Annotated in this window: 12 protein-coding genes; 2 read left to right on the top strand and 10 right to left on the bottom strand. The window is 73.5% G+C overall.

The genetic code is table 11. The annotated features are described in order from the left end of the window. On the top strand, positions 1-1,366 hold a 1,366-nt coding region (locus tag GD970_RS20460; protein ID WP_152204742.1), incomplete at its 5' end, for a DUF349 domain-containing protein. 109 nt (positions 1,367-1,475) lie between these two features. Here GD970_RS20460 and GD970_RS20455 read toward each other — a convergent pair. From GD970_RS20455 to pdxT, 10 genes are all read right to left on the bottom strand, one after another. Next, positions 1,476-3,809, bottom strand: coding sequence for a RelA/SpoT family protein (locus GD970_RS20455; protein WP_152204741.1), 2,334 nt, complete (start codon positions 3,807-3,809; stop codon positions 1,476-1,478). Positions 3,810-3,985: 176 nt separating this feature from the next. Then, a complete protein-coding gene (locus GD970_RS20450) occupies positions 3,986-4,537 on the bottom strand; it encodes an adenine phosphoribosyltransferase (RefSeq protein WP_152204740.1) in 552 nt (183 codons plus the stop codon). After that, positions 4,534-5,649 carry a protein translocase subunit SecF gene (secF, locus tag GD970_RS20445; protein ID WP_152204739.1) on the bottom strand — a complete coding sequence of 372 codons (1,116 nt, stop codon included), beginning with the start codon at positions 5,647-5,649 and terminating at the stop codon, positions 4,534-4,536. The genes GD970_RS20450 and secF overlap by 4 nt, the downstream gene beginning before the upstream one ends. Continuing rightward, the gene (secD, locus tag GD970_RS20440; protein WP_152204738.1) at positions 5,649-7,676 is read right to left on the bottom strand and encodes a protein translocase subunit SecD; all 2,028 of its coding nucleotides are present in this window, start codon (positions 7,674-7,676) and stop codon (positions 5,649-5,651) included. Before secD ends, secF begins: the two co-directional genes overlap by 1 nt. A 64-nt stretch (positions 7,677-7,740) precedes the next feature. After that, complete coding sequence (gene yajC / locus GD970_RS20435; protein ID WP_170297327.1) at positions 7,741-8,184, bottom strand: preprotein translocase subunit YajC; 444 nt, start codon at positions 8,182-8,184, stop codon at positions 7,741-7,743. A gap of 166 nt (positions 8,185-8,350) precedes the next feature. Continuing rightward, positions 8,351-9,370 (bottom strand): Holliday junction branch migration DNA helicase RuvB, encoded by a 1,020-nt coding sequence (gene ruvB, locus GD970_RS20430; protein WP_152204736.1) that lies wholly within the window; start codon positions 9,368-9,370, stop codon positions 8,351-8,353. After that, positions 9,363-9,971, bottom strand: a complete 609-nt coding sequence (ruvA, locus tag GD970_RS20425; protein WP_152204735.1) for a Holliday junction branch migration protein RuvA — start codon at positions 9,969-9,971, stop codon at positions 9,363-9,365. Before ruvA ends, ruvB begins: the two co-directional genes overlap by 8 nt. A gap of 57 nt (positions 9,972-10,028) precedes the next feature. Continuing rightward, positions 10,029-10,646, bottom strand: coding sequence for a crossover junction endodeoxyribonuclease RuvC (ruvC, locus tag GD970_RS20420; protein WP_152204734.1), 618 nt, complete (start codon positions 10,644-10,646; stop codon positions 10,029-10,031). A 210-nt stretch (positions 10,647-10,856) separates the two neighbouring features. After that, positions 10,857-11,618 carry a YebC/PmpR family DNA-binding transcriptional regulator gene (locus GD970_RS20415; protein ID WP_152204733.1) on the bottom strand — a complete coding sequence of 254 codons (762 nt, stop codon included), beginning with the start codon at positions 11,616-11,618 and terminating at the stop codon, positions 10,857-10,859. Between the two features lie 12 nt (positions 11,619-11,630). Then, entirely contained in the window at positions 11,631-12,296 is a 666-nt protein-coding gene (pdxT, locus tag GD970_RS20410; protein ID WP_152204732.1) for a pyridoxal 5'-phosphate synthase glutaminase subunit PdxT, read from the bottom strand. A 39-nt stretch (positions 12,297-12,335) separates the two neighbouring features. Between pdxT and GD970_RS20405 the strand changes: the two genes are divergently transcribed. Further along, entirely contained in the window at positions 12,336-13,073 is a 738-nt protein-coding gene (locus GD970_RS20405; protein ID WP_193315002.1) for a hypothetical protein, read from the top strand. Positions 13,074-13,315: the final 242 nt, after the last annotated feature.

The raw sequence follows: 13,315 nt of genomic DNA, 5'->3' as shown, positions 1-13,315 counted from the left end.
GCCGTCGCCGGCCGACGTGCGCCCCGGCCCGCGCGCGGTGCCCCGGCCCGTCCCGCGGCCCAAGGTGCCGGCCGCCGCGGCCCCTGCCGCCACGCCACCGGTGCCACCGGTCGACGCCCGCGACGCCGCGGAGGCCGCCGCCTGGGGCCGGGTCGACGACGACGGCACCGTCTGGGTGCGCGAGGCCTCCGGCGAGCGCGTCGTCGGGCAGTACACCGGCGCCGACCGGGAGGAGGCGCTCGGGTTCTACGTCCGCCGCTTCCTCGACCTGCAGGCCCAGGTCGCGCTCTTCGAGGCCCGTCTCCCCCAGCTCAGCGGCAAGGAGATCGACCAGACCCTGGCCACCCTGACCGATGCGCTCCAGGAGCCCACCGCCGTCGGCGACCTCGACGGGCTGCGCGGCCGTCTCGACCGCGTCCGCGCGGCGGCGGAGGAACGGCGCGCGCAGGCGGCCGCCGAGCGGGAGGCCGCGCGCGCCCAGGCGGTAGCGGACCGCACGGCCATCGTCGAGCAGGCCGAGAAGATCGCCGCGCAGGACCCCGCCCGCACCCAGTGGAAGCAGTCCGGCGAGCGGCTGCGCGACCTGCTCGACCAGTGGAAGAACGCCCAGCGCACCGGCCCGCGCCTGGACCGGCCCAGCGAGGACGCCCTGTGGAAGCGCTTCTCGCACGCGCGCACGGCCTTCGACCGGCACCGCCGGCAGTACTTCTCCGAGCTGGACGCCTCCCAGGCGCAGGTCAAGGCCGCCAAGGAGCAGATCATCGCGCGCGCCGAGGAGCTGGCCACCTCGACGGACTGGGGCCGTACCACCGCCGCCTACCGGCAGCTGATGGACGAGTGGAAGGCCGCCGGGCGCGCGTCCCGCAAGGACGACGACGCCCTGTGGGCCCGCTTCCGCGCCGCCCAGCAGCGCTTCTTCGACGCCCGCAACGCCCAGAACGCCGAGATCGACGCCGAGTACGCCGAGAACCTCAAGGCCAAGCTCGAGCTGCTCGAGCAGGCCGAGGCGCTGCTGCCCGTCACCGACGTCAAGGCCGCCAAGGCGGCCCTGCGCCCGATCCAGGACAAGTGGGACGCCGCGGGGAAGGTGCCCCGGGCCGACGTCCAGCGCGTCGAGGGACGCATGCGCGCCGTCGAGCAGGCGGTGCGCGACGCCGAGCAGGCGGCCTGGCAGCGCACCGACCCGGAGAAGAAGGCCCGCGCGGAGGGGGCGGCGGCCCAGCTCGAGGCTGCCATCGCCGCCCTCGAGGCCGACCTGGCCCGTGCCCGCGAGACCGGGGACGAGGCGCAGATCGCCGAGGCGCAGGCCGCCCTCGACGCTCGCCGCGCCTGGCTGGACCAGGTCCAGCGCACCGCGCGGGACTGACGTCAGCAGCACGACGGCCGGCGCCCCTGCGGGGTGCCGGCCGTTCGTCGTCCCAGGCGAGAGCACGCTCGCGGCAGCGAACCGGTCCGGGCGCGGCATGCGCGCGCCATCACACGGTGGTGGCGGTCCGGGTGTTCTTCGTGCCGGTGACCCGGTAGGCGTCGAAGACGCCGTCGATCCGCCGCACCGCGTTGAGCACGTGCCCAAGGTGCGAGGGCTCGGCCATCTCGAAGACGAACTTGCTGATGGCCACCCGGTCCCGGGAGGTGGAGACGGACGCGGAGAGGATGTTCACGTAGTTGTCCGACAGGACGCGCGTGACGTCGGACAGCAGCGCGTTGCGGTCCAGCGCCTCCACCTGGATCTGCACGAGGAAGGTGCTGTGCGCCTGGCTGGCCCAGCTGACCCCGACCATCCGCTCCGGCTGGGCGCGCAGGCCCTCGACGTTGCCGCAGTCGGCGCGGTGCACCGAGACCCCGGAGCCGCGGGTGATGAACCCGACGATGGGGTCGCCGGGCACCGGCGTGCAGCAGCGGGCGAGCTTGACCCAGATGTCGGTGTCGCTCATGCCCTCGACGACGACGCCGGAGTCGCCGGTGCGGTGCCGCGGCCGGTGCTCGCCGGGCATCGTGGCCTCGGCGAGGGTCTCCTCCGCGCCGGGCTCCCCGCCCATCGACTGCACGAGGCGGTGGACGACGTTGGACGCCGAGACGTGGTTCTCCCCGACCGCCGCGTACAGCGCGGAGACGTCGGCGTAGCGCATCTCGGTGGCCAGGGCGCTGAGCGAGTCGTGGTTCATCAGGCGCTGGATGGGCAGGTTCTGCTTGCGCATGGCCTTCGTCAGCTGCGCCTTGCCGGCCTCGATGGCCTCCTCGCGGCGCTCCTTGGTGAACCAGGCCTTGATCTTGTTGCGCGCGCGCGGGCTCTTGACGAAGCTGAGCCAGTCCTGGCTCGGGCCGGCGTTCTCGGCCTTGGAGGTGAAGACCTCGACGCTGTCGCCGTTCTCCAGCACCGAGTCCAGCGGCACAAGGCGGCCGTTGACCCGCGCGCCCACCGTGCGGTGACCGACCTCGGTGTGCACGGCGTAGGCGAAGTCGACGGGCGTGGCCCCGGCGGGCAGCGCCAGCACGTCGCCCTTGGGGGTGAAGACGTAGACCTCGGCGCCGGACATCTCGTAGCGCAGGGAGTCCAGGAACTCCCCCGGGTCGGCGGTCTCGCGCTGCCAGTCGACGAGCTGGCGCAGCCAGCCCATCTCCCCGCCGCCGGGCGGGCCGCCGTCGGCCTTGGCGCCCTTGGCGTTGGGGTTCTCCTTGTACTTCCAGTGCGCCGCGACGCCGTACTCCGCGCGCCGGTGCATGTCGTGCGTGCGGATCTGGATCTCCACCGGCTTGCCGCCCGGCCCGACCACCGTGGTGTGCAGCGACTGGTAGAGGTTGAACTTCGGCATGGCGATGTAGTCCTTGAACCGCCCGGGCAGGGGGGTCCAGCGGGCGTGCATCGCGCCGAGCGCGGCGTAGCAATCGCGCACCGTGTCCACGAGCACCCGCACGCCGACGAGGTCGAAGATGTCGTCGAAGTCCCGGCCCCGGACGATCATCTTCTGGTAGATCGAGTAGTAGTGCTTGGGCCGCCCGGTGACCACGCCGCGGATCTTCGCGGTGCGCAGGTCCGCCTCGATCTGCTGGCGCACCGTGGCGAGGTACTCGTCGCGGGCGGGCGCCCGCTCGGCGACGAGGTGCTCGATCTCCTCGTAGACCTTGGGGTACAGGGTGGCGAAGGAGAGGTCCTCGAGCTCCCACTTGATCGTGTTCATGCCCAGCCGGTGGGCCAGCGGGGCGTAGATCTCCAGGGTCTCGCGGGCCTTCTTGCCCGCCTTGTCCGCCGGGACGTACTTCCAGGTGCGGGCGTTGTGCAGCCGGTCGGCGAGCTTGATGACGAGGACGCGGATGTCCTTGGCCATGGCCACGACCATCTTGCGGACCGTCTCGGCCTGGGCGGCGTCGCCGTAGGTGACCTTGTCGAGCTTGGTGACGCCGTCGACGAGGAGGGCGATCTCGTCGCCGAACTCCCGGCGCAGCTCCTCGAGCGGGTAGCCGGTGTCCTCGACCGTGTCGTGCAGCAGGGCCGCGGCCAGCGTCGGCGCGGTCATCCCCAGCTCGGCGAGGATGGTGGCGACGGCGACCGGGTGGGTGATGTAGGGGTCGCCGCTCTTGCGCAGCTGGCCCCGGTGGGCCTTCTCGGCCACCTCGTAGGCCTGGACGATGAGCTGGGTGTCCGCCTTGGGGTGGTTCGCGCGGACGGCGCGCAGCAGCGGCTCGATCGCGGGCGGGCTGGAGTGCCCGCGCGACCCCAGCCACACGAGGCGGGAGCGCACGCGGGAACCGGGCACCACCGACTCGGCGGTGCTCCCCTCACCCGTCGTCTGCACGCGTTCGCCGGCCATTGCACGATCCTACGGCGTGCCCGGGGCACCGACGACCACGCCCCGGCCGCTTCGTCCGCCGGCGAAACCCCTGGCCAGCCGTGCGGCCGACAACCCGGCGCGGCGCCGGCCCACCCCGACCGGCACTCAGGACACCGGCCGGGGACGGCGCTCCGCGTGCCGGCCGGGACCCGCGGTCAGTACACCAGGACGGAATCCACCTGGTAGCCGTCGAGCTTGGTGCGCCCGCCCAGGGCGGCGAGCTCGAGCAGCATCGCCAGGGCGACGACGTCGCCGCCGCTGCGCTCGACGAGCTCGACGGCCGCCGCGCCGGTCCCGCCGGTGGCGAGCACGTCGTCGATGATGAGGACACGCTGGCCCTCGCTGATGGTCTCCGGCCGCAGCTCCATCCGGGCGGTGCCGTACTCCAGGGCGTAGTCCACGCCGAGCACCGGCCCGGGCAGCCGGCCGGCCTTGCGCACGGTGATCATGCCCACCCCGAGCTCCAGCGCCAGCGGCGCGGCGAGGATGAACCCGCGCGACTCCAGCCCGGCGACGGCGTCGATCTGGCCGCGGTACTTCTCGGCCAGCCCGCGCACCAGCGCACCGAACGCGGCGCCGTCGGCCAGCAGCGGCGTGATGTCCCGGAACAGCACCCCCGGCGCCGGGAAGTCGGGCACCTCGCGCACGTGGTCGCGGACCAGGTCCGTGAGCTGTGCGGGGAACGCGGAGGTGGGTGCTGCCGTCATCGTCGGCCCTTCTTTCGCTTCGGCTGGGCGTTCTGCCCGAGGTGGTGGCCCGCCACGACGCCGACCCCGAGGTCCTCGGTGGAGGGCGCGAGGTCGGTCTCGCCGTCCTGCTCCTCGCCCTCGCCGGCGGCGGCGCGGGCCTTGGCGCGGGCGGCGAGCACCTGGCGGGTGTGCTTGGCGATCGGGGCCTGCCGCAGGCGCAGCGAGACCTCCAGCGGCGCGGCGATGAACACCGAGGACCACGTGGAGAGCAGCATGCCGACGAACAGGGCGAGACCGATGTCGCGCAGGGTGCCGGCGCCGAGGAGGAAGGCGCCGACGAACAGGATCGACGCGACCGGCAGCAGGCCGGTGACCGAGGTGTTGATCGAGCGGACCAGGGTCTGGTTGATCGCGAGGTTCGCGCCCTCGGCGTACGTGCGCCGCTTCTGGTTGAGCACGTGGGCGTTGTTCTCGCGGACCTTGTCGAACACGACGACCGTGTCGTACAGGGAGTACCCGAGGATCGTCAGGAAGCCGATGACCGACGCCGGTGTCACCTCGAAGCCCACGAGGGCGTAGATGCCCACGGTGACGACCAGGTCGTGGATGAGCGCGCCGATGGCCGCCAGCGACATCGTCCAGGTGCGGAAGTACGCCGCCATGACGATCGAGACGAGGACGAGGAAGATCACCAGGCCCTGGACGGCCTTCGCCGTCACGCTCGAGCCCCAGGTGGGTCCGACGAAGGTGGCGGCGACCTCGTTGACGGGCACGTCGTACTCGCGGGCGAGGCCCTCGCGCACCTGGGTGGTCTGCTCGTCGGTCAGCTCGGAGGTCTGCACGCGCAGCGAGTTGGAGCCGACGGCGGACACGCGCGGCGCCTCCCCCGCGCCGACCTGGTTGATGACGTCGTAGGCGCGCTGCTGGTCGAGGTTCGCGGCGCCGGAGACGGTGAACTGCGACCCGCCGCGGAACTCGATGCCCGCGTTGATGCCCTTGAGGCCGAGCAGCAGCAGCGAGGCGACCATGAGGGCGCCCGCGACGGCGAACCAGGTGCGGCGCCGGCCGACGAAGTTGATGGACCGCTTGCCGGTGTAGAGCTCGTTGCCGAGGGTGGCGAGGCTGGCCATCACCGCTCACCTCCTGCGTTCGGGCTCTCGGGATCGTCCTGGTCGGCCCGGGCGGCCGGGGCTGCGTCGTCCGGGTTGGTGCCGGCGGGGTCGGGGCTGCTGCCGGCGGGGTCGGGGCCGTCGGGGCCGGCGTCGGCGAGGTTCGGGCCGGGCGACGTCGCGGCCTCGTCGGCACGCTGGCGGGCCCGCTCGGCGGCGCGCCGCTCGGCGATGGTCATGCGGCGGCCCTCGCCGGCCTCCTCGGGGCTGGCGGCGCGGGCGCCGGTGGACAGCACCCCGCCCGCCCCGACGCCGGCGCCGACGAGCTCCTTGTCGCGGGCGGCGGCCCGCGCCGGGGCGGGGGCGAACCGGCCGCGGCCGCGGTAGGTCATCGACGTCGCGCCCAGCGACTTCGGCTCCAGGCCGGAGAAGCGGTGGCCCTCGCCGAAGAACTTCGTGCGCACGAGCAGCTGCATGACCGGGTGGGTGAAGAGCATGACGACGACGAGGTCGATGAGGGTGGTCAGGCCCAGGGTGAAGGCGAAGCCCTGCACGCCGCCGACCGCGAGGAAGTACAGCACCACGGCGGCGAGGAAGTTCACCGCGTCGGAGGCGAGGATCGTGCGGCGGGCGCGGTCCCAGCCGCGCTCGACGGCGGCGCTGAGCACCCGGCCCTCGCGCACCTCGTCGCGGATGCGTTCGAAGTAGACGATGAAGGAGTCCGCCGTGATGCCCACGGCGACGATCAACCCGACCACACCGGGCAGGGACAGGCGGTACCCGATCGTCCAGGACAGCAGCGCGATGACGCCGTAGTTGAGGATGCCGGCGGCGACCAGGCTGGCGATGGAGACCACGCCGAGCCCGTGGTACTGCCACAGCATGTACAGGACGACGAGGATGACGCCGATGATGCCGGCGAGCACGCCGCGGGCGAGCTGCTCGCTGCCCAGGGTGGCGGAGATCTGGTCCTCGGACTGCACCTCGAAGTTCAGCGGCAGGGAGCCGAAGTTCAGCTGGTTGGCGAGCTGGTTCGCCGTCGCCTGGGTGAAGTTGCCGGAGATCTGCGCGCGGCCGTCGAGGATCGGGTCGTTCATCTTCGCGTTGGACACGACCAGGCCGTCGAGGACGACGGCGAACTGGTTGCGCGGCTCCTGCAGGGTGAGCAGGCGCTGGCTGAACTCCGCGAAGGTCTTCGTGCCCTCGCCGTTGAGCTGCAGGCTCACGACCCACTGGCCGGTGCTCATGCCCTGGGAGTTCTGCCCGATGCCGGCCGTCGCCGACTTCACCGCGGTGCCCTCGAGCGCGGCCGGGCCGAGGATGAACTTCTGGCTGCCGTCCTGGGAGCAGGACACCATCGGCTTGGCCGGGTCGTCGGTGGAGCCGCCGGTGCGGTTGGCCGGGTCGGTGCAGTCCAGCGTGTAGAAGTCGTAGTTGACCTGCTCGGTGATCCAGGCCGGGTCCGAGCTGTTGGCCGGCTCCGTCGCCGGGGTGTCGGAGAGCTTGCCGTCGCCGTTGGCGTCGGCGACCTTCGTCGCGGCGGCCTTGACCTCGTCCGCGCTCGGCTTGGCCGTGGGCTGGGCGGGCGGCTGCTCGCCCTTCTCCGCGGCGGCCACCGCGGCCGGGTCGATCGTGCCCGGGCCGCCGGCGGCGAGCACCGGGCGGAACCGCAGCACCGCGGACTGGCGGACGAGGTTGAGGGTCTCCTCGGAGGGCTGCCCGGGCAGCGAGACGACGATGTTCTGCCCGCCCTGGCTGGTGATCTCCGCCTCCGTCACGCCCGAGGCGTCCACGCGCTGGCGGATGACCTCGATCGCCTGCTCGACGTCCTTCTGCGTGATCTGGGAGTTGTCCGTGGCCTTCGGCGTGAGGATGAGCTGCGTGCCGCCCTCGAGGTCGAGCGCGAGCTTGGGGGCCAGGGACGCGGCGTCCTCCTTGCCCTTGGTCAGCTGGACGCCGGCGACGAGGCTGCCGATCAGGGCGATGATCAGGACTGCCAGGAAGATGAGCTTCCGGCCGGGCCGGGGCTTGTTCGGGCGTTTCGCCACGGTGTCTTCTCTCGGTGCAGGGCTGTGCCGCCGGCCAGGGGCCGGCGGGGAGGGGCGGGCGGGGTCAGGCGCGCGGCTCGGGACCGGGGCGGCGGCCCTGGTCGTCCGTCCGCTCCGGGTCGTCCGCCGGCTCGACGACGGGACGGTCCTCGGGCTCGCTCGTCGCGGCCTCGGCCGTCGGGGCGGCCGTCAGGGAGGAGGCGTCGTCGGGCACGACGAGGTGCTCGCCGTCCTCGTGGGCCGGAGCGAACGGCGGCTCCTTGATCTCCTTGATGGCGCCCTTGAGCCAGATGGTCTCGACGCCCGAGGGGCTCTCGAGGGTGACGACGTCGCCGTCGACGTCGACGACACGACCGAAGAAGCCGCCGATGGTCATGACCGAGGTGCCGGGCACCATGGCCTGGCTCATGCGCTCGCGCTGGTCGGCCATCTTCTTCTTCCCGCGGTTCGTGGTGAACCACATGACACCGATCATGAGGGCGAGGAAGAGAAAGATTTCGTATCCCATGAGGGCGTGGCTCCGCTCGGTCGAGGGCAATAACCCCATGAGTCTAGGCGAGTGGCGCCCCGAGCCGGAACACTGCCCACCGGTGAGTCCGCACACCAGTTCTGATGGTGCGGTCTCCGCGCCCGATGAGCGGGCCTTCCGGTGCGCCGAGCCTGGCGGGACAGGCTCAGGCGAAGAGCATGCCCTCCGACGGCGGGCGCAGGCCCAGGTGGTCGTAGGCGGCCGGGGTGGCCATGCGCCCGCGCGGGGTGCGCAGGATCAGGCCCTCGCGCACGAGGAACGGCTCGGCGACGGTCTCGACGGTCTCCGGCTCCTCCCCCACCGTCACGGCCAGGGTGGTCAGCCCCACCGGGCCGCCGCCGAAGCGCTGGCACAGCGCCTGCAGCACGGCGCGGTCGAGGCGGTCCAGGCCCAGGCGGTCGACCTCGAACACGTCGAGGGCGCCGTGGGCGGCGGCGAGGTCGAGCACGCCGGTGCCGCGGACCTGGGCGAAGTCCTGGACGCGGCGCAGCAGGCGGTTGGCGATGCGGGGCGTGCCGCGCGAGCGGGAGGCCAGCTCGGCCGCGGCGTCGTCGCGCAGCTCGGCACCGAGCAGCCCGGCGCTGCGGCGCAGCACCTGCTCGAGCTCGGCCGGGGAGTAGAACTCCAGGTGCCCGGTGAAGCCGAACCGGTCACGCAGCGGCGCCGGCAGCAGCCCGGCGCGGGTGGTCGCGCCGACCACCGTGAACGGCGGCAGGGTCAGCGGGATCGACGTGGCGCCGGGACCCTTGCCGACGACGACGTCGACCCGGTAGTCCTCCATCGCCAGGTAGAGCATCTCCTCGGCGGGGCGTGCCAGGCGGTGGATCTCGTCGATGAAGAGGACGTCGCGCTCCTGCAGCGAGGAGAGGATCGCGGCGAGGTCCCCGGCGTGCTGGATGGCCGGGCCGGACGTCATCCGCAGCGCGCCGTCGACCTCGGCGGCGATGATCATCGCCAGAGTGGTCTTGCCCAGCCCGGGCGGGCCGGACAGGAGCACGTGGTCCGGCGGGGTGTTGCGGGCGTTGGCGGCGTCGAGGACGAGGGAGAGCTGGTCGCGCACCACGGGCTGGCCGACGAAGTCCGCCAGGCGCCGCGGGCGCAGCGCGGCCTCGGCGGCCCGCTCGAGGTCGTCGGCGGCGGAGTCGACCACCCGGTCGTCAGCCATGGCGGTGCCCGCCCAGGTGCTGCAGGGCCGCCCGGAGCACGCCCGGGACGTCGGCGGGGGCGCCGTCGGCGGCGGTCACGGCCTCCACCGCGCCGGCGGCCACCTTCTCGCTCCAGCCGAGCTGGACCAGTGCCTCGACGACCTCGGGGGCCGGGGCGGCCGGGGCGGGCGCGGCAGCCTCCGGCGCGCCCTCGCCGGTGGCGGGGCCGAGCTTCTCCCCCACCTCGAGCACGATGCGCTGGGCGCCCTTCTTGCCGATGCCGGGCACGCGCTGCAGGGCGGCGAGGTCCTCCGAGGCGACGGCACGGCGCAGCCCGTCGGGCGTGTGGACGGCCAGCATGGCCAGCGCCAGGCGCGGGCCCACGCCGGAGACGGTCTGGAGGGTCTCGAAGACCTGCCGCTCGTCGTCGTCGGCGAAGCCGAAGAGGGTCAGCGAGTCCTCCCGGACCACGAGCGAGGTGGCGAGCCGGGCCTCGCGGCCGGGGACGAGGCCGGCGAGGGTGGTGGGGGTGGCGTGCACGAGCATGCCGACCCCGCCGACGCGGACCACCGCGCGGTCCAGGGTGACGGCCTCCACCTCACCGGTCACTGACGCGATCATGGGGTCCTCTCGCGACGGCCCGCCGCAGCGGGGACGAACACCTGTACGACGGCCAACCTACCCCTTGGGGGCGACAGCGCCGGCCCGGCGCGCCGCCCGCTCCGCCTCCGCCCAGGCGCGTTGGGCGGGCGTCAGCCCGGTGCCGACCGCGCGGGGCAGGGTGTCCGCGCCGCCGTAGCTCGCCCGGACGGCGCTGCCCACGCCGCCGCCGCGCCAGGCGTGGCAGATGGCCAGGGCGAGGGCGTCGGCCGCGTCGGCCGGCTTGGGACGCGCCGCCAGACCGAGGATACGCATGACCATCTCCTGCACCTGGACCTTCTCGGCGCGGCCGTTGCCGGTCACGGCCGCCTTGACCTCGCTGGGGGTGTGCAGCGCGAGCGGCAGGTGGGCGCGGGCGGCGGCGAGCATCGCCACCCCGGCCACCTGGGAGGTGCCGGTGATGCTGCGCACGTTGGCCTGGGCGAACACCCGCTCGACGGCGACGACGTCGGGGCGGTGCTCGGCCAGCCACGCGTCGAGGGCCTCGGCCACCGTGAGCAGGCGCAGGTGCGGGGATTGCTCGGCCGGGGTGCGCACGACGTCGACGGCGACCAGCCGGACCTTGCGGCCGCCGGCGGCCTCGACGACGCCGAGGCCGCAGCGGGTCAGGCCGGGGTCGACTCCGAGGATGCGCACGTGCCCAGCCAACCACCGTGCACCGACGACCCCGGGCAACCACACGCCCCCGCCGGTGAGACGTCACTTACGTCGCGAGACGTCACGAACGTCGTGAGACGTCAGAGAGGTCGCGAGACGTCACGCACGTCGTGACACGTCACAGACGTCATCGGGGGTCGCGTCGACGGGAGGCGCCCGGTCGGGCGCGCTCCCGTCACCCGCGGGAGGTCAGTCCTCCTCCTCCAGCGCGGCCATCACCTCGTCGGAGGCGTTGAAGTTGGCGAAGACGTTCTGCACGTCGTCGCTGTCCTCGAGGGCGTCGATGAGGCGCAGCACCTTGCGCGCGCCCTCGACGTCGACGTCGACCTCCATGGACGGGACGAACTGCGCCTCGGCGGAGTCGTAGTCCAGCCCGGCGTCCTGCAGGGCGGTGCGCACGCCGACGACGTCGGTGGCCTCGGAGAGGATCTCGAAGGACTCCCCCAGGTCGTTGACCTCCTCCGCACCGGCGTCGAGCACCGCCGCGAGGACGTCGTCCTCCGTCAGGCCGTCCGTCTTGGGCACGACGACGACGCCGCGGCGGTTGAACAGGTAGGCCACCGAGCCGGGGTCGGCGAGGTTGCCGCCGTTGCGGGTGAAGGCGACGCGCACGTCGGAGGCGGCGCGGTTGCGGTTGTCGGTGAGGCACTCGACCAGCACGGCGACGCCGCCGGGGGCGTAGCCCTCGTACATGATCGTCTCGTAGTCGGCCCCGCCGGCCTCGGCGCCCGAGCCGCGCTTGACGGCGCGGTCGATGTTGTCGGCCGGGACGGAGTTCTTCTTGGCCTTCTGGATGGCGTCGAAGAGCGTCGGGTTGCCCGCCGGGTCACCGCCGCCGGTGCGCGCGGCCACCTCGATGTTCTTGATGAGGCGCGCGAACAGCTTGCCGCGCTTCGCGTCGATCGCGGCCTTCTTGTGCTTGGTGGTTGCCCACTTTGAGTGCCCGGACATCAGAGAAGCTCCTCAGCTCGTCAGTTGCTGCGTACTCGGCAGGCGGGCGTCCGAGACCATCTCGACGAACAAACGGTGAACGCGCATCTCGCCCCCGATCTCGGGGTGGAAGGCGGTCGCCAGCAGCCTGCCTTGCCGCACTGCGACGATCTTACCGTCGGCGCCGCCGCCCGCCGGTGCCGCCGCTCGGGCCAGCACCTCGACGTCCTCGCCGACCTGCTCGACCCACGGGGCGCGGATGAACACCGCGTGAAGGGGCGGCTGCCCCTCGCCCGCGCCGAGGGCCGGCGCGGTGAGGTACTGCTCGTGGGAGTCGACCTGGCGGCCGAACGCGTTGCGGCGCACCGTCATGTCGATGCCGCCCAGCGTCGTCTGGTCCGCCGTGGCGCCCGCGACCCGGTCGGCGAGCAGGATCATCCCCGCGCACGAGCCGTACACCGGCAGCCCCTCGGCGATCCGCTCCCGCAGGGGGTCGAAGAGGTCGAAGGCGCGGAGCAGCTTCTCCATCGTCGTGGACTCGCCGCCGGGCAGCACCAGGCCGTCGACGACGGCGAGCTCGGCCGGGCGGCGCACGGGCAGCGGGCGCGCCCCGGCCGCGGTCAGGGCGGCGACGTGCTCACGCACGTCGCCCTGCAGGGCCAGGACGCCGACGGTGGGGATGGAGGGACTCACGTCCATCAATCCTAGGACCGCGCCGGGTGGGCTAGCGTGCGGGGCGTGAGCGCCACCGACGTCGACCGCCTGAACAGCCCCTTCGTCGTCCCCGCCCGCTTCTGCGGCCCGCCGGCCTCCGGCAACGGCGGCTGGGTGAGCGGCCACGCCGCCAGGCTGCTCGCCGCGCCCGGCGGGCCGGCCGTCCGGGTGCGGCTGCTGAGCCCGCCGCCGCTGGACACCGCCATGGAGGTGCGCCGCGACGACGGCGGGATCGAGGTGCTCGACGGCCCCCACGGCGTGCTGCGGGCGGGACCGTCCGACGCTCCGCTCGCCGACGACGTGCCGGGGCCGGTGGGCTACGCCGAGGCCCTCGCGGCCGGGGAGCGGTATCCCGGGCTGCACGACCACCCCTTCCCCCGGTGCTTCGTGTGCGGGACCGAGCGGGACCCCGAGGACGGCCTCGCGCTGCGCCCCGGCCCGGTCGGCGGCGACGTGTTCGCCGCGGCGTGGGTGCCCCGGGAGGGGTCGGTGGAGCTGGCGTGGGCGGCCCTGGACTGCCCGGGCGGCTGGGCGGCCGGGTTCGCGGGCCGGCCGATGGTGCTCGGGACCATGACCGCCGAGGTGCACGAGCTGCCGGAGCCCGGTGCGGCGCACGTGGTGGTGGCCTGGCCGCGCGGGATCGAGGGGCGCAAGCACCACAGCGGGACGGCGCTGTACACCGAGGACGGACGGCTGCTCGCCCGCGCCGAGGCGGTGTGGATCGCCGTCGACCCGGCCACGGTGAGCCCGGCACGCGGCTGACGGGCGCCCGGCCGGCCCGCCGGCACCCGGACCGCTGACCGTCCGTGCCGCACTGGGTGAGCAGGTGACGCCTCACGACCAACTTGACGCCTCACGACCAACTTGACGCCTCACGTGTGAAGTCTCAGGACATCGGTGACGGTTGTGTCTCAAGACATCGGTGACGGTATGTCTCGCGCTCGTGGTGACACTTCGGCTGCCGTCATTGGCCGATGGGTGAGTCGAGGGAGATCAGCAGCAGG

The organism is Georgenia thermotolerans, from assembly GCF_009193185.1.
Taxonomy (GTDB): Bacteria; Actinomycetota; Actinomycetes; order Actinomycetales; family Actinomycetaceae; genus Georgenia; species Georgenia thermotolerans.
This window is presented reverse-complemented; position numbering and strand designations above follow the sequence as displayed.

Bases quoted from the DNA above. Each gene is read 5' to 3' on its own strand.
- GD970_RS20455 (WP_152204741.1), bottom strand. From the start codon at position 3,809: ATGGCCGGCGAACGCGTGCAGACGACGGGTGAGGGGAGCACCGCCGAG.
- GD970_RS20450 (WP_152204740.1), bottom strand. From the start codon at position 4,537: ATGACGGCAGCACCCACCTCCGCGTTCCCCGCACAGCTCACGGACCTG.
- secF (WP_152204739.1), bottom strand. From the start codon at position 5,649: ATGGCCAGCCTCGCCACCCTCGGCAACGAGCTCTACACCGGCAAGCGG.
- yajC (WP_170297327.1), bottom strand. From the start codon at position 8,184: ATGGGATACGAAATCTTTCTCTTCCTCGCCCTCATGATCGGTGTCATG.
- ruvB (WP_152204736.1), bottom strand. From the start codon at position 9,370: ATGGCTGACGACCGGGTGGTCGACTCCGCCGCCGACGACCTCGAGCGG.
- ruvA (WP_152204735.1), bottom strand. From the start codon at position 9,971: ATGATCGCGTCAGTGACCGGTGAGGTGGAGGCCGTCACCCTGGACCGC.
- GD970_RS20415 (WP_152204733.1), bottom strand. From the start codon at position 11,618: ATGTCCGGGCACTCAAAGTGGGCAACCACCAAGCACAAGAAGGCCGCG.
- pdxT (WP_152204732.1), bottom strand. From the start codon at position 12,296: ATGGACGTGAGTCCCTCCATCCCCACCGTCGGCGTCCTGGCCCTGCAG.